The 16,400-nt window shown below is 67.3% G+C and carries 13 protein-coding genes; 7 read left to right on the top strand and 6 right to left on the bottom strand.

All coding sequences use genetic code 11. The annotated features are described in order from the left end of the window. Nucleotides 1-36: 36 nt before the first annotated feature. The 3 genes from DSHI_RS09020 to DSHI_RS22275 all read right to left on the bottom strand — a co-directional run bounded on the left by DSHI_RS09020 (nt 37) and on the right by DSHI_RS22275 (nt 2,072). A complete protein-coding gene (locus tag DSHI_RS09020; RefSeq protein WP_012178444.1) occupies nt 37-576 on the bottom strand; it encodes an RSP_2648 family PIN domain-containing protein in 540 nt (179 codons plus the stop codon). Further along, nucleotides 573-1,775 carry an RSP_2647 family RNA methyltransferase gene (locus DSHI_RS09015; RefSeq protein WP_012178443.1) on the bottom strand — a complete coding sequence of 401 codons (1,203 nt, stop codon included), beginning with the start codon at nt 1,773-1,775 and terminating at the stop codon, nt 573-575. The genes DSHI_RS09020 and DSHI_RS09015 overlap by 4 nt, the downstream gene beginning before the upstream one ends. Before the next feature lie 135 nt (nt 1,776-1,910). Beyond that, the gene (locus tag DSHI_RS22275; protein WP_157865298.1) at nt 1,911-2,072 is read right to left on the bottom strand and encodes an RSP_7527 family protein; all 162 of its coding nucleotides are present in this window, start codon (nt 2,070-2,072) and stop codon (nt 1,911-1,913) included. Nucleotides 2,073-2,303: 231 nt separating this feature from the next. Here DSHI_RS22275 and edd point away from each other — a divergent pair, with 231 nt between their 5' ends. Beyond that, the gene (gene edd / locus DSHI_RS09010) at nt 2,304-4,109 is read left to right on the top strand and encodes a phosphogluconate dehydratase (protein WP_012178441.1); all 1,806 of its coding nucleotides are present in this window, start codon (nt 2,304-2,306) and stop codon (nt 4,107-4,109) included. An 11-nt stretch (nt 4,110-4,120) separates the two neighbouring features. Next, nucleotides 4,121-4,762, top strand: a complete 642-nt coding sequence (gene eda, locus DSHI_RS09005; protein WP_012178440.1) for a bifunctional 4-hydroxy-2-oxoglutarate aldolase/2-dehydro-3-deoxy-phosphogluconate aldolase — start codon at nt 4,121-4,123, stop codon at nt 4,760-4,762. A gap of 181 nt (nt 4,763-4,943) precedes the next feature. Here eda and DSHI_RS09000 read toward each other — a convergent pair whose 3' ends face one another. Then, nucleotides 4,944-5,483: an LOG family protein gene (locus DSHI_RS09000; RefSeq protein ID WP_012178439.1), complete on the bottom strand. Its 540-nt coding sequence runs from the start codon at nt 5,481-5,483 to the stop codon at nt 4,944-4,946. 150 nt (nt 5,484-5,633) lie between these two features. On the opposite strand from DSHI_RS09000, the gene DSHI_RS08990 reads away from it, so the two are divergent. Together DSHI_RS08990 and DSHI_RS08985 are read left to right on the top strand one after the other, a co-directional pair. Continuing rightward, nucleotides 5,634-7,229: a LysM peptidoglycan-binding domain-containing protein gene (locus DSHI_RS08990; RefSeq protein WP_012178438.1), complete on the top strand. Its 1,596-nt coding sequence runs from the start codon at nt 5,634-5,636 to the stop codon at nt 7,227-7,229. Between the two features lie 53 nt (nt 7,230-7,282). Then, complete coding sequence (locus tag DSHI_RS08985; protein WP_012178437.1) at nt 7,283-9,118, top strand: ABCB family ABC transporter ATP-binding protein/permease; 1,836 nt, start codon at nt 7,283-7,285, stop codon at nt 9,116-9,118. On the opposite strand, the gene DSHI_RS08980 is transcribed toward DSHI_RS08985, so the two are convergent. Together DSHI_RS08980 and DSHI_RS08975 are read right to left on the bottom strand one after the other, a co-directional pair. Further along, nucleotides 9,119-9,904: an alpha/beta hydrolase family protein gene (locus tag DSHI_RS08980; RefSeq protein WP_012178436.1), complete on the bottom strand. Its 786-nt coding sequence runs from the start codon at nt 9,902-9,904 to the stop codon at nt 9,119-9,121. A 242-nt stretch (nt 9,905-10,146) separates the two neighbouring features. Then, nucleotides 10,147-11,049 carry a LysR family transcriptional regulator gene (locus tag DSHI_RS08975; RefSeq protein ID WP_012178435.1) on the bottom strand — a complete coding sequence of 301 codons (903 nt, stop codon included), beginning with the start codon at nt 11,047-11,049 and terminating at the stop codon, nt 10,147-10,149. Between the two features lie 156 nt (nt 11,050-11,205). Between DSHI_RS08975 and DSHI_RS08970 the strand changes: the two genes are divergently transcribed. The 3 genes from DSHI_RS08970 to DSHI_RS08960 are packed head-to-tail and all read left to right on the top strand — an operon-like array spanning nt 11,206 to nt 16,371. After that, on the top strand, nt 11,206-14,613 hold the full coding sequence (locus tag DSHI_RS08970) for an indolepyruvate ferredoxin oxidoreductase family protein (protein ID WP_012178434.1): 3,408 nt from the start codon (nt 11,206-11,208) through the stop codon (nt 14,611-14,613). 58 nt (nt 14,614-14,671) lie between these two features. Beyond that, entirely contained in the window at nt 14,672-15,550 is an 879-nt protein-coding gene (locus DSHI_RS08965; RefSeq protein WP_012178433.1) for a lysophospholipid acyltransferase family protein, read from the top strand. After that, on the top strand, nt 15,550-16,371 hold the full coding sequence (locus tag DSHI_RS08960; protein WP_012178432.1) for a glutamate racemase: 822 nt from the start codon (nt 15,550-15,552) through the stop codon (nt 16,369-16,371). Before DSHI_RS08965 ends, DSHI_RS08960 begins: the two co-directional genes overlap by 1 nt. Nucleotides 16,372-16,400 lie beyond the last annotated feature (29 nt).

The raw sequence follows: 16,400 nt of genomic DNA, 5'->3' as shown, positions 1-16,400 counted from the left end.
AAGACTTGAGGGAGGCAGGACGTGGTCGTCGGCGGGTCAGCCGGGAAAGAGCGCCTTGCCGAGCCGGGGCAGGCGGGCGCGTTTGAGCACGCTGCGCGGTGTTACGCCAAGGACATCGGCGGCGCGCTGGACCTGTGGCAAGAGCAGCGCATCGGTGCCCGGTGCGGCGCGCAGGTGGCACAGGAAGCTGTCGGGCTCGTACCGCAACAACCCGTGACGGGTCAGCGTGCGGGTCGGAAAATCCTTGAGGTTGGCGGTCAGCAGCGCGTCGGCCTTCCCGTGCAGGGCGGCGGCGAGGACGTGGCGATCATCGGCGTCGGGCAGGCTGAGGGTGTCGGTGAGGGTGTTTGGGGGCGTGATCTCGGCGTCCGGGAAAGCGGTGCGCAGGATGGCGATCTCGCCCGCCACCAGGGCGGCCTCGTCGGGGCCGGAGCGCGCGGCGGCGTGGGACCACTCTGCGAGGATGCGCGGGGACCAGAGGGGCGTGAAGAGACTTGCGCGGGCGCAGCTCAGCAGCAACGCGCGCAGCAGGGTCGGGTAGAGCACGCAGGCATCGAGCAGCACCCGCTCGGTCATGGCAGCAGGCGGAGCATCAGCGTCTTGAGATAGCCGGTCTCGCCCAGCTGTGGATGCAGCGGGTGGTCGGGACCTGCGCCGCCGGTATAGACGATCTGGCTTGCTCGGCCCGCGCGCCCGACGCCGCGCAGGCAGGCGGCGCGGAATTTCGCAAGCTCGGCCGCGTGGGAGCAGGAGCATAACATCAGCGCGCCGCCCGGTGCGACAAGCGGAGCCGCGAGGCGCGCGACACGCTCGTAGGCGCGCAGGCCCTGGCCCAGGGCGGATTTCGCGGGCGCAAAGGCGGGCGGGTCGCAGATCACCAGGTCGAATTGCGCGCCCTCGGTGGCGAGGGTTTCAAGTGCTGCGAAGGCGTCGGATTTGCGGGTGGCGAAGCGGTCGGCCACGCCGGTGGCGGCGGCGCCTTCCTCGGCCAGGGCCAGCGCCGGGGCGGAGCCGTCCACGGCCAGCGCGCTCTGGGCCCCTGCGGCCAGCGCCGCCAGGGCAAACCCGCCGACATGGGAGAAGACATCGAGCACCCGCGCGCCCTTTGCGAACCGGGCGGCGAAGGCGTGGTTGGGGCGCTGGTCGTAGAAGAGCCCGGTTTTCTGGCCGCCGGCGAGGTCGGCGATGTAGGTCGCCCCGGTCATGGGCACCGCAATCCGGGCGGGGGGGGCACCAGCCAGCGGGCCGCTGGCATCGTCGAGTCCTTCGAGCGCGCGGGCGCGGCCCGAGGCGGATTTCAGAACATGGGCAACGCCGGTGACCTCTTGCAGCGCGGCGGTGAGCGGGGCAAGCCGCGCCTCCAGCCAGGCAGCGTTGGGTTGCAGAACGCAGGTGTCGCCGAAGCGGTCGATGATCAGCCCGGGCAGCCCGTCGCCCTCGGCATGGACGAGGCGGTAGAACGGCGCGTCATAGAGAGTTTCGCGCAGCGCCAGGGCGCGGGCGAGGCGGGTGGAAAACCAGGCCTGGTCGATCTCGGCCTGCGGGTCGGCGTCCAGCACCCGGGCGATGATCTTCGATGCGGGTGTTATCGTGGCGAGGGCCAGGGGCGCGCGCTCGGCATCTTCGAGCACGGCGAGGCTGCCGGGGGCGAGCGCCTTGGTGCGGCGGTCGGTGACCAGGTCATCGGCATAGACCCAAGGCATCCCGTGGCGGATGGCGCGGGCGTCGGCCTTGGGCTTGAGGCGAATTGTCGGGCGAGTGTCGGGCGCTGTCATGGCGCGTGCCTAGCGCGGTCGGGCGTCAGGGGGAAGCCCGTGTTTCGGGGATCGCATCGGCGCAGGCAGAACGAACGGACGCGCCGCGTGGGGAGGAGGTCACGCGGCGCGTCCGGAACCCGTCTCGGGACGGGATCAGGTGGAGGGGCTTTGACGCTTGCCGACGGTCAGGTGATCCGCGAGCCAGGCGCGAAGGCTACGGAAGGCTTGCGCGGTGAACTCGGCGCGCAGCTCGTGGGCGCGGCGTTCGACATCGGCGACATCGATCGGGGTGGACGGAGGGGTGAACGTGCTCATCTGGCGGTCCTTTGTGTCTCGGTTATCCTGTTGAGGCTGATCTATGCCGCGTTGCAGCAGAGCAGTAGAGGCGGTCTGCGCATGGCCGCTATCGGAAAACTGCAAGGGCGGGGTATGGTCTTGCGGGGAAGGGTATAGCTGGGCCTGGATCGTGCGGAGATTGCCATTGCTAAGTTAGCGCTAACAGGCTACACCGCGGCCAAGCCCGGGAACCTTGGAGGAACAGGAGCCATGGCACTCAATCGCGTCATTTCCGACGTCACGGCCAGAATCGAAGCCCGCAGCGCGGAAGCGCGCAGCACCTATCTCGACCGGATGCGGCGCGCTGCCGAGGATGGGCCACGGCGTGCGCACCTGTCCTGCGGCAACCAGGCCCATGCCTATGCGGCGATGGGGGGCGACAAGGAGGCCCTCGTGGCCGAGCGGAGCGCCAATATCGGTATCGTCACCGCCTATAACGACATGTTGAGCGCGCATCAGCCGTTCAAGGATTACCCCGACAAGATCAAGGAGGCCGCCCGGCGCGCAGGCGCCACGGCCCAGGTCGCGGGCGGGGTTCCGGCGATGTGCGACGGGGTCACGCAAGGTCAGGTCGGCATGGAGCTGAGCCTGTTCTCGCGGGACGTGATCGCCCTGGCCACTGGCGTGGCGCTGAGCCACAACACGTTCGATGCCGCGGCCTATCTGGGCGTGTGCGACAAGATCGTGCCGGGGCTGGTGATTGCCGCCGCCACCTTCGGCTACCTGCCCGGCGTGTTCGTGCCTGCCGGGCCCATGGTCAGCGGCTTGCCCAACGACCAGAAGGCCAAGGTGCGCCAGCAGTTCGCCGCCGGGGAGATCGGGCGTGACAAGCTGATGGAGGCGGAAATGGCCTCCTATCACGGGCCGGGAACCTGCACCTTTTACGGGACGGCGAATTCCAACCAGATGCTGATGGAATTCATGGGGCTGCACCTGCCAGGTGCGTCCTTCGTCAACCCGGGCACGCCCCTGCGCGAGGCGCTGACCGCGGCGGCGGCGGAACGCCTGGCGGCGATCACGCAGCTCGGCAACGAGTATCGCCCGGTCTGCGATATCCTGGATGCCAAGGCTTTCGTGAACGGGATCGTCGGGCTGATGGCCACGGGCGGGTCCACGAACCTGGTGATTCACCTGCCCGCCATGGCGCGGGCGGCGGGTGTGATCCTGGACCTGCAGGATTTCGCGGATATTTCGGAGGCGACGCCGTTGATGGCGCGGGTCTATCCCAACGGGCTGGCGGATGTGAACCATTTCCATGCGGCGGGGGGTCTGGCCTACATGATCGGGGAGCTCCTGTCCGAGGGGCTGCTGCATCCCGACACCAAGACGATCGCGGGCGACGGTCTGGCCGATTATGCCCGCGAGCCCAAGCTGATCGACGGTGTGCTGCGCTGGGAAGACGGGCCGCGCCGGAGCCTGAATGCCAAGATCCTGCGCCCGGCATCGGACGGCTTTGCGCCGTCTGGTGGGCTGAAAGAGCTCAAGGGCAATCTCGGGCGCGGCGTGATGAAGGTGTCCGCCGTGGCACCGGAGCGCCATGTGATCGAGGCCAGGGCGCGGGTCTTCGAGGATCAGGGTGCCGTGAAGGACGCCTTCAAGGCGGGCGAGTTCACCGAGGACACGGTGGTCATCGTGCGGTTCCAGGGGCCCAAAGCGAACGGGATGCCGGAATTGCATGCGCTGACGCCGGTTCTGGCGGTGCTGCAAGATCGCGGACTGAAGGTGGCGCTGGTGACGGATGGGCGCATGTCGGGCGCGTCGGGCAAGGTGCCCGCGGCGATCCACGTGGCGCCCGAGGCGCTGGATGGCGGGCTGATGGCCAAGGTGCGGACCGGCGATCTGGTACGCGTGGATGCGGTGGCGGGCGTTCTGGAGGTGCTGGAGCCGGGGGTCGAGGACCGTGCCCCGGCCATGCCGGATCTGAGCGGCAACAGTCACGGCATCGGGCGCGAGTTGTTCGACGTGTTCCGCACGACTGTCGGCCCGGCCAGCACCGGCGCTGGCGTGGTGGTATAAGGAGACGACCCATGACCCCGAGCGAGGCAAGCGCGCAGGCGCGTGAGATATGCGGGCTGGCCCCGGTGATCCCGGTGCTGGTGATCCATGACCTGGCCCATGCGCGCCCCCTGGCCGAGGCGCTGGTTGCGGGCGGCCTGCCCGCGCTGGAGGTGACCTTGCGCACGCCCGTGGCACTCGACGCGATTGCCGAGATGGCGCAGGTCGAGGGCGGCGTGGTTGGGGCCGGAACACTCCTGACGCCCGAGGATGTGGCGGCGGCCAAGGCGGCGGGCGCGCTTTTCGGGGTGTCGCCGGGGGCGACAAGCCGATTGCTCGATGCTGCCGAGGCGGCGGATCTGCCGATGCTGCCGGGGGCGGCGACTTCGACCGAAGTCATGGCGCTGCTGGAGCGGGGCTATACCGTGCAGAAGTTTTTTCCGGCGGAGGCAAATGGCGGCGCGCCTGCGCTGAAATCCATCGGCGCGCCTTTGCCGCAGGTCGCGTTCTGCCCGACGGGGGGCGTGTCGCTGGCCAATGCGCCGACCTATCTCGGGCTCGGCAACACGCTCTGCGTGGGCGGGTCCTGGGTCGCGCCGCAAGCCATGATGGAGGCCGGTGACTGGGCGGGGATCACCGAGTTGGCGGCGGAGGCTGCGGCGCTGCCGCGGTAAAAAACCGGACCGTTAGGGCGATGGAAACGTCTTGATCACAGAACATTAACGCGGCTGTGCGAAACAGTCCTCGCAGACCGGCGGATCGTTGTGTCCATGAGTTTTACCTGAGGCGACCCCTGCGTGTGTACCCGCCTCGCGTTTCCAGTGCTGCCGGTCTGCTCCCCTTTTTTCGACGCGCTCAGGCCGGACCGAGAGCGGCTTGCACCGCCTGCAGATCCGCGCAGACCGTGATGAAGCCGCGCAGGCTCTCGGCGGCGAAGCCTTGGGCGATCACGTGGTCGATAAGGGCCAGAAGCGGCGTCCAGTAGCCGTCCACGTTCAGCAGCAGGATCGGCTTGGCGTGCAGGCCAAGCTGGCGCCAGGTCAGCACCTCGAAGAACTCGTCCAGCGACCCCGCGCCGCCAGGCAGCACCACGATGGCGTCGGAATTGGCGAACATCACCTTCTTGCGCTCGTGCATGGTTTCGGTCACCACGAAACGTGTCAGGTCCGTCTTGCCGACCTCCAGGTCGAGCAGGTGGGCCGGGATCACCCCGAACGTGTCGCCGCCTGCCTGCTGGGCCGCGCGGGCGACACTGCCCATCAGGCCCACATCTCCGGCGCCGTAGACCAACCGGTGCCCCGCCTCGGCCAGCCAGCGCCCGAGGGCTTCGGCGGTATCGGTATGGCTGGGGGTGAGACCGGCGCGGGCGCCGCAGAAGACACAGATGGACGACATGGGAAAGCTCTTGCAGCGGTGAGGGGTACGACGCCTGTGTGATAGACCCTTTCGCCTTTGTAAACGGCTGGATAAGCTGCGATGAGCGATCCTTGCGGCCCGGCCGGCGATCCGGGGTGGCGAGGCGTGCAAACAGTCTTGGGGACGTGGATGCAGGACGGAATGGATCAGTCGGCGCGCACGGGCAGGCCGCAGGTCGTCTGGGGCGCTTTGGTGGCCCTGGGTCTTGTGGCCGGGGGCGTGGTGCTGTGGAGCCTGTCCGCGCCTGTGCCGGAGGCCGAGGATACGCCGACGGAAAGTATCGCGAATGCGCCGCCCGAAGCGCCCGTCGCCTTGGACGAGACCATCGAGGCGCCGCCGCAGGCGACTCCGGTGGAGATTGCCGAGCCCGCCCCGGAGGTCGTGCAGGAGGCCCCGGCACCTGCGGAGACGGCGGCGGTGGCCGTGGAACCCGAACCCGCGCCTGTGCCGGCTGCCGAAGCCCCCAGCGCGGCAGAGCCGGTCTCGCCTGCGCCCGCGGATGTCGCAGATCCTGCGGCAGCGCAGGTGGAGACCGCCGAGACGGCCGAAACGCCCGAGGATGCGGCACCTGCTGCCCCGGCCGCCGATCCGCCGCGCTTCGATCTGGTGCGCGTCGACCGGGCGGGGAGTGCAGTTGTCGCGGGCCGCGCGATGCCCGGCGGGGTGGTGCGTGTGCTGCTCGACGGGGCCAAGGTGGCCGAGACCGTGGCCGATGGGCGCGGCAGTTTCGTGGCGCTGTTCACCCTCGATCCGTCGGCAAAGGCCCGGGCGCTGACCCTCGAAAGCGATGGCGAGGCCGGGGATGCGGTGGTGTCGGTGGAGACGGCGATGGTGTCGCCTTTCACGGGCCCGGTGGCGGCGCGCGCGGTCGATCCCGAACCCGCCCCGAGGGATCAGGCGGCGACTGCGGACGCCTCCGGACCGCGGGCCGATGGTCCGGCCCGGGCACCGGAGACAGCGTCTCTGGGGGATCTGCCAGAGCCTCAGGTGGATATCGACACCGCGCCTGCGATGGCGTCACCCGCGCCGGACGGTGCCTCCGCCCCGCCCGCGCGGGGATCGGCCCCGTCGGTCCTGATCTTGTCGGAGGCGGGCGCGCGCCCAGCGGCCCCGCCCGCGCAACCGGACCGGCCCGGAGTGTCCGGAGCGGCCAATGTGGTGATCGACACGATTTCCTATGATGCGGAGGGCGAGGTGCTGCTGGCCGGGCGCGCGGTGCCCGATGCGCTGGTGCGGCTTTACCTGAACAACGACCTCGTGGAGACCGCGGAGGTTTCGCCCGAGGGGCTGTGGGAGGCGCGTGTGGCCGGGATCGCCCAAGGGGTCTATACCCTGCGCGCCGACGAAGTGACGCCGGATGGCAAGGTGATCTCGCGCTTCGAGACGCCGTTCGAGCGGGCCTTGCGCGCCGATGCGGTGCTGGCGGCGGAGGCCGCGGCGGAGGCGGCAGAGGCCGAGACCGCCGCTGCCACCGTGGCTGAGGTTCCACCGGGTCAGACCGCCGCGCCGGGCGAGGTGCCGGTGCTGGAGGCGGCGCCGGGTGCGCTGGCGGTGGCCGGGGTGGTGACGGTGCAGCCGGGCTTCACCCTGTGGCAGATCGCGCGGGAAAACTACGGCGACGGGTTCCAGTATGTGCGCGTGTTCCAGTCCAACCGGGACCGGATCCGCGACCCGGATCTGATCTATCCGGGCCAGGTCTTTGCCGTGCCGCGCGAGACCCCCTGACGGGCGTTTACGCCGCACTGGCCATTCGCGGGCACGACTTCTAGGGTGCGGTCATGCGTGGTGCCCGGCTTTCCGATCCTCCCCCTGAAGACCTCGAGAACCGTCGCCGCGGTCTGTTGGTGATCCGCAAGGTGGCGCCGTATCTGTGGCCCGATGACAAGCCTTGGGTGAAGCGGCGTGTGGTGCTAGCGATGGCGGCACTGTTCCTGGCCAAGCTGATCGCGGTGGGCACGCCGTTCTTGTACAAAACCGCCGTCGACTCCCTCGCGGGGGAGGTGTCGGACGGTGTGCTTCTGGCGATCGGGGCGGTGGGGCTGACCATCGCCTATGGCATGGCGCGGCTGATGACCGTCGGCTTCCAGCAGCTGCGCGACGTGATCTTTGCCAAGGTCGCGCAGCGGGCCCTGCGGACCTTGGCGCTGGAGACCTTCACCCATATCCACCGGCTTTCGATGCGCTACCACATCACGCGCAAGACCGGGGGGCTGAGCCGGATCATCGAGCGCGGGGTGAAGGGGGTCGAATTCCTGCTGCGGTTCCTGCTGTTCTCCATCGGGCCGCTGATCCTGGAACTGGCGCTGATCTCAATCATTCTGACGCTCTATTTCGACGCCTGGTACCTGGCGGCGGTGGCGGGGACCATTGCGCTCTATGTCGGGTTCACCTTTAAGGTGACGGAATGGCGGGTGCGCATCCGGCGAGAGATGAACCGTCAGGACACCGATGCCAACCAGAAGGCCATCGACAGCCTGCTGAATTTCGAGACGGTGAAGTATTTCGGCGCCGAGACGCGGGAGGCGGAGCGCTACGACGCGGCAATGGAGGGCTATGAGGCAGCAGCGCTCAAGACCTCCTACACGCTGGGGTTCCTGAATTTCGGCCAATCGGTGCTGATCACCGGGGGGCTGGTCGTCGTCATGGTCATGGCCGCGATGGGAGTGCAGCGCGGGGATCTGACCGTGGGTGATTTCGTCATGGTCAATGCGTACATGTTGCAGATCACGCAACCGCTGAACTTTCTCGGCACCGTCTACCGCGAGATCCGTCAGGCACTGATCGACATGGGCGAGATGTTTGAGCTGCTGGAGCAGCCAGCCGAGGTGCAGGACAAGCCCGGCGCGCACGACCTGCGGGTCACCGGGGGGGAGATCGTGCTCGACGATGTGGTCTTCGGCTATGACCCGGCGCGGCCGATCCTGAAGGGTGTGAGCCTGCGTGTCGGAGCGGGACAGACGCTGGCGCTGGTGGGACCGTCGGGGTCGGGCAAGTCGACCATCGGGCGGCTCCTGTTCCGGTTCTACGATGTAAGCGAGGGCGCGCTGCGGATCGACGGGCAGGATGTGCGCGACGTCACCCAGGACAGCCTGCATGCGCAGATCGGCGTGGTGCCGCAGGACACGGTGCTGTTCAACGACACGATCCTCTACAACATCGCCTATGGCCGCCCCGAGGCCAGCCGGTCCGAGATCGAGGCCGCGGCGAAGGCGGCGGAGATCCACGAATTCATCTACAGCCTGCCCGAGGGCTACGAGACCAAGGTGGGCGAGCGGGGGCTCAAGCTTTCGGGCGGGGAAAAGCAGCGCGTGGGCATCGCGCGGACCCTGCTGAAGAACCCGCCGATCCTGCTGCTGGACGAGGCGACCTCGGCGCTCGACAGCGAGACGGAGCGGGACATCCAGGACAGTCTGGCGGCCATGGGGCAGGGGCGCACGGTGATCACCATTGCGCACCGTCTGTCCACGGTGGTCGATGCGGACCGGATCGTGGTGCTGGAGAACGGCGTGATCGTCGAAGAGGGCACCCATGACGAGCTGCTGGCCCGGGGCGGGCGCTATGCCTCCATGTGGACCCGGCAGCAAAGCGAAGATGCCGAAGAGGACGCGGCCTGATCAGGCCGGCGCCAGGAAGGCCGGTCTGCGATAGTGCCCGAGGTCAGCCATCGCGGCCTCCAGGTCGGTCTGAACGGTGATGCGCGGGGCATTGAGGTTCTGGAACCCGTGCTTCTGGTCCGGATAGGTGATCAGCCGCGCGACCTCCGAGCCGGCGTCTTGCCAGCTCTGCAGAAATTTCTGGGGTTGTGATGGTGGCACGGTGTCGTCCTCAGCGCCGTGGAACATCAACAGGAAGGGCGCGCGCGCACCGATGTGCAGGCGGGACAGGTTGTGTTGTGGGGACGCATCCTTGCGGCCTCCGGGCGGGATCTGGCGGTTTCCGAAGCCTTCATTCGACAGATCGGTGACCGGTGAAAACAAGATCAGACCGGCCAGTTGAGCCTGGTGGGCGAGGCACGCCCAGAAGGCAAGCGGGGCGCCCGCGCTGTGGCCGACGAAGACCAGCGGCGCGCGCTTGTGGCGGCGCACTATGAAGGCCGCTGCCGCCACGGCATCGTCCAGCGACGCGTCAAGGCTGCCGCCCGAGTTTTCATAGGTGCTGTATTCCACCGAGTACGCGGCGCGGCCCATCCGCGCGAAGCTCTGCGACCAGGCGACCTGGTCCTCTGCGCGCCCGCCTACCCAGCCGCCGCCATGGTAGGTTATGAAGACGGGGCCATCCTTGGCCTGCCCGGGATAGAACAAAGCGCGCCGGTTCGGCCGATATCGTGGTTCAGGGTCCGGTGTCCGGGTCAGAAAGCGCTTGATACGTCTCAGCGCGCGGTTCGCTGCGGTCTGTGTCATGGGTCCGAGGTAGCATTGTTGGCGCGCTTTGCGTAGCCGGGGAGTGGCTCACACGTGCGTATCTGCCGATGGGCAAAAAAAAAGGCCGAGACAAAGCTCGGCCAAAGTCCAACAGGGAGGTATAGAACAACACGCTGTCGCTCTATGCACTTGGAGATAGTTTGTGCCTGCTTTTCGATCAAGATTGAAAAATGCCGCAGGTGCGCAATCCCGCCATGCGGTTTTTGCATGCCTCTTGGGGCTCAGTCGTCCGCGTCGCGCTTGGCCCGGCGGTAGGCGATAACCTCTTCGGTGACGAAATCGCGGAAGGCCTCGATGCGCTTGGAGTGGCGCAGTTCCTCCGGGTAGGCGAGGAAGACGGGCACATCGCTGCTCTCGAAATCGGGAATGACCTGTTCGAGTTGAGGGAAATCCGTGACCAGGTAGTCGGGCAGCACACCGATGCCGAGATCGTTGATCACCGCCTGCAGCACCCCGAAATAGTTGTTCACCATCAGCGAGTGGGTGACATCGTGGTTGAAGATCTCGCGCACCAGGGTGTGCCCGGCACTGACTTGGGCGCTGTCGGCGTTCTGGCAGATGATCCGGTGGCTGGAGATCTCTTCCATCCGGGTTGGCCGACCGTTGCGTTCGAGATAGCTGGGCGACGCATAGAGGCGCATGCGAATGCTCATCAGCTTCTTGCGGATCAGGTCGGCCTGGCTGGGCTCTTTCATGCGGATGGCGACATCGGCCTCGCGCATGGGCAGGTCGAGCACGCGCTCTTCCAGCATCAGGTCGACGTTCAGGTCCGGATAGCGGTCGTAGAGCCGCGACAGGCGCGGGGCCAGCCAGAGCGAGCCGAACCCGATGGTGGTGGTGACGCGCAGCTGGCCGAACACCTCCTCCTCGCTGTCGCGGATCCGGGCGGAGGCGGCGTCGAGCCGCTTGGTCATGGCGGCGGTGGCGTCGAACAACAGCTCGCCCTGCTCGGTCAGGATCAGCCCGCGGGCGTGGCGATGGAACAGGATCGTGTTGAGGCTCTCCTCCAGAGCGCGGATCTGGCGGCTGACGGCGGATTGGCTCAGATGCAGCGAATCGCCCGCATGGGTGAGGCTGCCCGCGTCCGCGACCGCGTGAAAAATCCGCAGTTTGTCCCAATCCATGGTCAGATCATGTCCCTGTCGCGTTGCATTTTGCGCTAACAGTTACCCGCAAGGGGTATGCGGGCGCAACGAAGTCTTTGGCGTGAAAATGATTTTGTAGGTCAGGTTTTTTGACCTATATTCATGCTATGCTTTGACCGTTCAGGGAGGTGCGCGATGAGTTTGCAGGATATCCGACTGAGCGACCGGTACGATCTTGATCGCGAGACCGTGCTGCTCAACGGCACGCAGGCACTGGTGCGTCTCACGCTGATGCAGGCGGCCCGCGACCGGGCGGCGGGGCTGAACACCGGCGGTTATGTCACCGGCTATCGCGGCTCGCCCCTGGGTGCGGTGGACCAGCAGATGGGCCGCAACCTTGACCTTCTGCGCGAGGCTGGGGTGATTTTCGAGCCCGGGCTGAACGAGGATCTGGCGGCCACGGCCCTCTGGGGCACGCAGCAGGCCGAGCTGCGCGGCGAGGGCAGCCGGGATGGTGTCTTCGGGATGTGGTACGGCAAGGGGCCTGGGGTGGACCGGTCCGGCGACGTGATGAAGCACGCCAACCTCGCGGGCACCTCGCCCCATGGCGGGGTGTTGTTCGTGATGGGGGACGATCATACCGGCGAAAGCTCCACCACCTGTCATCAGTCTGAATTCGCGCTGCTCGATGCCTACATGCCTGTGCTGTCGCCCGCCGGGGTGCAGGAGATCCTGGATTACGGGCTCTTTGGCTGGGCGCTGAGCCGGTATGCCGGGGTTTGGGTCGGGCTGAAGGCGATGAAGGACACGGTGGAGGCCACGGCGGTCGTGGACGGGCGGGCGGATCGGATGCGATTCGTCACACCGGACTACGCGATGCCCGAGGGCGGGCTGAACATACGGCTGGTGGACCATTGGACCCCGCAGGAAGAACGCCTGATCGCCCATAAGCGCTACGCTGCCGAGGCGTTCGGCCATGCCAACGGGATCGACAAGCGTATGCTGGGCAAGCCGGGGGCGAAGATCGGGTTCCTCGCGGCGGGCAAGAACTGGCTCGATCTGGCCCATGCGCTCGACCTGCTAGGCATCGACGGCGCGCGGGCCGAGGCACTGGGGATCACCGCCTACAAGGTGGGCATGACCTGGCCGCTGGATGTGAAGGGGTTTCTGGGTTGGGCCGAAGGGCTCGATGTAATCGTAGTGGTGGAGGAAAAGCGCAAGCTGCTGGAGGTGCAGGTCAAGGAGGCGATCTTCAACGACCGGCGCGGGCGGCGGGTCTACGGCGGCCAGAAAGCGCCGGGCGAGGTGCTGTTCCCGGCCTATGGCGCGCTCGATCCGGTGACGATTGCCGAGAAGCTCGGGCAGATCCTGATCGAGGAGGGGCGCGCGTCCGAGGACCTGGAGGCGCGGCTTGCGCGGCTGGCGGAGGTGCGGCGGGCCGACAACGCCAAGGACCTGGCGGCGCGCACGCCCTATTTCTGCTCGGGCTGTCCGCATAACACCTCGACCCGGGTGCCGGAGGGCGCGATCGCCTATGCGGGGATCGGTTGTCATGTCATGGCCATGTGGATGGACCGTGACACCAACGGATACACCCATATGGGGGCCGAAGGGGCCAACTGGATCGGGGAGGGGAAGTTTTCGACCCGTTCGCATGTGTTCCAGAACCTCGGTGACGGCACCTACAACCATTCGGGCATCCAGGCGATCCGTGCGGCCCATGCGGCCAAGGCCAACATCACCTACAAGATCCTGTTCAACGACGCGGTGGCGATGACCGGGGGACAGACCAATGATGGCGGCCTCGATGCGGCCCGCATCGCGTGGGAGCTGAAGGGGATCGGGCTGCGCGATATCCGGATCGTCTATGACGAGAAAGAAGAGGTCGATTTTTCCGCCTTTCCGCCGGACCTGCCGCGCCATGGCCGCGACGAACTGATGACCGTGCAGGAGGAGTTGCAACAGGTGCGCGGCACCACGGCGATCCTCTATATCCAGACCTGTGCCGCCGAGAAGCGCCGACGCCGCAAGCGGGGCACATTCCCCGACCCGGACAAGCGCGTGTTCATCAACACGGATGTCTGCGAAGGTTGTGGCGATTGCGGGGTGCAGTCGAACTGCGTTGCCATCGTGCCCGCAGAGACCGAACTGGGCCGCAAGCGGGCCGTGGACCAGTCGGCCTGCAACAAGGATTTCAGCTGTCTCAAGGGGTTCTGCCCGTCCTTCGTCACCGTCTCTGGCGCGCGCCCGCGCAAGGCCGCCACGGCGGAGGTCGACCTGGGGCATCTGCCCGACCCGGCGCTGCCTGCGATCGACGGCACCCACAACCTGCTGATCACCGGGGTCGGTGGCATGGGGGTCGTGACCATTGGCGCGACGCTTGCCATGGCCGCGCATCTGGAGGGCAAGGGCGTCGGCATGATGGAGATGGCGGGCCTCGCCCAGAAGGGTGGCGCGGTGCAGATCCATTGCCGCATCGCCGCGCGGCCCGAGGATATTACGGCCGTGCGCGTCTCGGTCGGCGAGGCGCACGGGGTGATCGGCGGCGACCTGGTGGTCACGGGCGCGGGCAAGATACAGGGCATGATGGCCAAGGGCCGTACCGGCGCCGTGGTCAACAGCCACGAGATCGTGACCGGCGCCTTCACCCGCGACCGCGAATTCCGCATTCCCGGCGCGGACCTGCAGGTCTCGTTGCAGGCGCGGCTGGGGGCGGAAGCGGTGGTGTTCTTTGATGCCTCGGAACTGGCGCAGAAGGTGCTGGGCGATGCGATCTTCTCCAACATGGTGGTCACCGGTGCGGCTTGGCAGCGGGGGCTGATCCCGCTGGGACGCGACGCGATCTTCCAGGCGATCAAGCTGAACGGGGCCGCACCGGATCGGAACAAGCAGGCGTTCGATTTGGGGCGCTGGGCGGTGCTGAACCCCGAGGCGGTCGCCAAGATGCTGGCGGCGGAGGTGACCGCGCGGCCGAAATCCCTTGCGGAAAAGATCGACTTCCGCGCGGACCACTTGCGCGCCTACCAATCCGCGCGGCTGGCGAAGAAGTACCGCCGTGCGGTGGAGGCTGTCACCGACCCGGACCTGCGTGCGGTGGTGGCGCAGAACTACCACAAACTCCTGTCCTACAAGGATGAATACGAGGTTTCGCGCCTCTTGCGCGACACCCGCGCCAAGGCCGAGGCGGCCTTCGAGGGGGAGCTGGAGCTGACCTATCATCTGGCGCCGCCGCTTTTGTCCCGTGCGGGGCCTGACGGGCGACCGCGCAAGCGGGCTTTCGGTTCGTGGATCGAAAAGGCTTATGGCCCGCTGGCAGCGCTCAAGCTGCTGCGGGGCACGCCGCTGGACCCGTTCGGTTACACCGCCGAGCGGCGGATGGAGCGGGAGTTGATCCGGCTCTACGAGGCCGATCTGGCCCGGGTGCAGGCCGAGATGACCCCGGCGCGGGCCGAGGCGGCGCGCGCGCTGCTGGCCTGGCCCGACATGGTGCGCGGGTTCGGTCCAGTGAAGGCCCAGGCGGTGGAGACGATGCGCGCCAGGCGCGCGGAGCTGTGGGCGGCCTTCGAGGCGGCGGAGGACGCGGTGGCGCAGGCCGCCGAATAGGCTTGGAGACAGGCCACCGAGTGGGCTAGAGGGGATACCGAGTCCACCGGAGCCCGCGATGAGCCAAGCGCGCCATGTTGCAAGAGAGATCAGCTACGCATCTTCGGCGTCGTCCAGGGCCGGGCGCGCCCTGATCCGGGTGACCGAGAACGCGACCGGGCGGCTGAAGCTGATCCGGCAGGCCGCGGGTTATGAACAAGAGGTCGCGGCGGGGCGCAATTTCTGGGACGTGATGGCCGACCGCTACGGGCTGAGCCTGGAGGCGTCCGGCGGCACGCTCGACCTCATTCCGCGGGAGGGGCCGGTGGTGGTGATTGCCAACCACCCTTATGGCATCCTCGACGGGCTGATGCTGGGCAAGATCCTGAGCGCGCGGCGGGACGAATACCGCATCCTTGCCCATCAGGTGTTCCGCAAGGCGGAGGACTTGGAAAAGATCATCCTGCCGATCAGCTTCGACGACACCAAGCAGGCGGTGGCGCTCAATATCGAGACCCGTAAAGAGGCGCTGCGCTTTCTCGCCGGTGGCGGCGCGATCGGCATTTTCCCCGGTGGCACGGTCAGCACCTCGGCCACGCCCTTTGGGCATCCGATGGATCCCGGTTGGCGCAGCTTCACCGCGCGAATGATCGCCAAATCCGGCGCAACCGTGGTGCCGATCTTCTTCGAGGGGCACAATTCGCGGATGTTCCAGCTGGCCAGCCACCTGCATGCGACCTTGCGGATGGCGCTGCTGATCAAGGAGTTCAAGGCGCGTGTGGGCGCGCCTGTGCGGGTCGTGATCGGTAGCCCGCTGGCGCCCGAAACGCTCGATCCGTTCCGCAACGATCCGAAGGGAATGATGGACTTTCTGCGGCAAGAGACCTATCGCTTGTCGCCAACGCCCTTGCCGGATTATGGCTACGGGTTCGAGTTCGAGGACAGGCACAGGATCTGATGGCAGTCGGTGTGTTCGATAGCGGCCTTGGCGGGCTGACGGTGCTGGATGCGGTGTCCCGGCGCCTGCCGGAGGTGCCGTTCGTTTATTACGGCGACAACCTGCATGCGCCCTACGGCGTGCGGGATGCAGAGGATGTCTACGAGCTGACCACGGGGGCGGTGTCGCGCCTGTGGGACGAAGGTTGCGACCTGGTGATCCTGGCGTGCAACACGGCCTCGGCGGCCGCATTGCGCCGGATGCAGGAAAGCTGGGTGCCGTCAGACAAGCGCGTGCTGGGGGTTTTCGTACCGCTGATCGAGGCGCTGACCGAACGGCAATGGGGCGATAACTCCCCGCCCCGCGAGGTGGCGATCAAGCATGTGGCCCTTTTCGCCACCCCCGCCACAGTGTCAAGCCGGGCGTTCCAGCGTGAGCTGGCCTTCCGCGCCATCGGCGTCGATGTGGAGGCGCAGCCCTGTGGCGGTGTCGTGGATGCCATCGAGGATGGCGACATGATCCTGGCCGAAGCGCTCGTACGCTCCCATGTCGAGGCGCTGAAGCGCCGGATGCCACATCCCGAGGCTGCGATCCTTGGCTGCACGCACTACCCGTTGATGCAGGACGTATTCCAGGATGCCCTTGGCGCGGATGTGAAGGTCTACAGCCAGGCGCAGCTTGTGGCCGAGAGCCTGGCGGATTACCTGACACGGCATCCGGACATGCTGGGTCTCGGGGCGGAGCCGGGGTTCCTGACCACGGGCGACCCGAAGTCGGTTTCCAACAAGGCCACGCAGTTTCTGCGGCGCAAGATCGAGTTTCGCGCCGTCGAACCCCTGTAGGCGCGCCGCGAGGCGGGATCTGAGACGAG

It is taken from the genome of Dinoroseobacter shibae DFL 12 = DSM 16493, assembly GCF_000018145.1.
GTDB lineage: Bacteria > Pseudomonadota > Alphaproteobacteria > Rhodobacterales > Rhodobacteraceae > Dinoroseobacter > Dinoroseobacter shibae.
The sequence above is the reverse complement of the archived record's forward strand: the minus strand, read 5'-3'. Positions and strand labels throughout refer to the sequence as shown.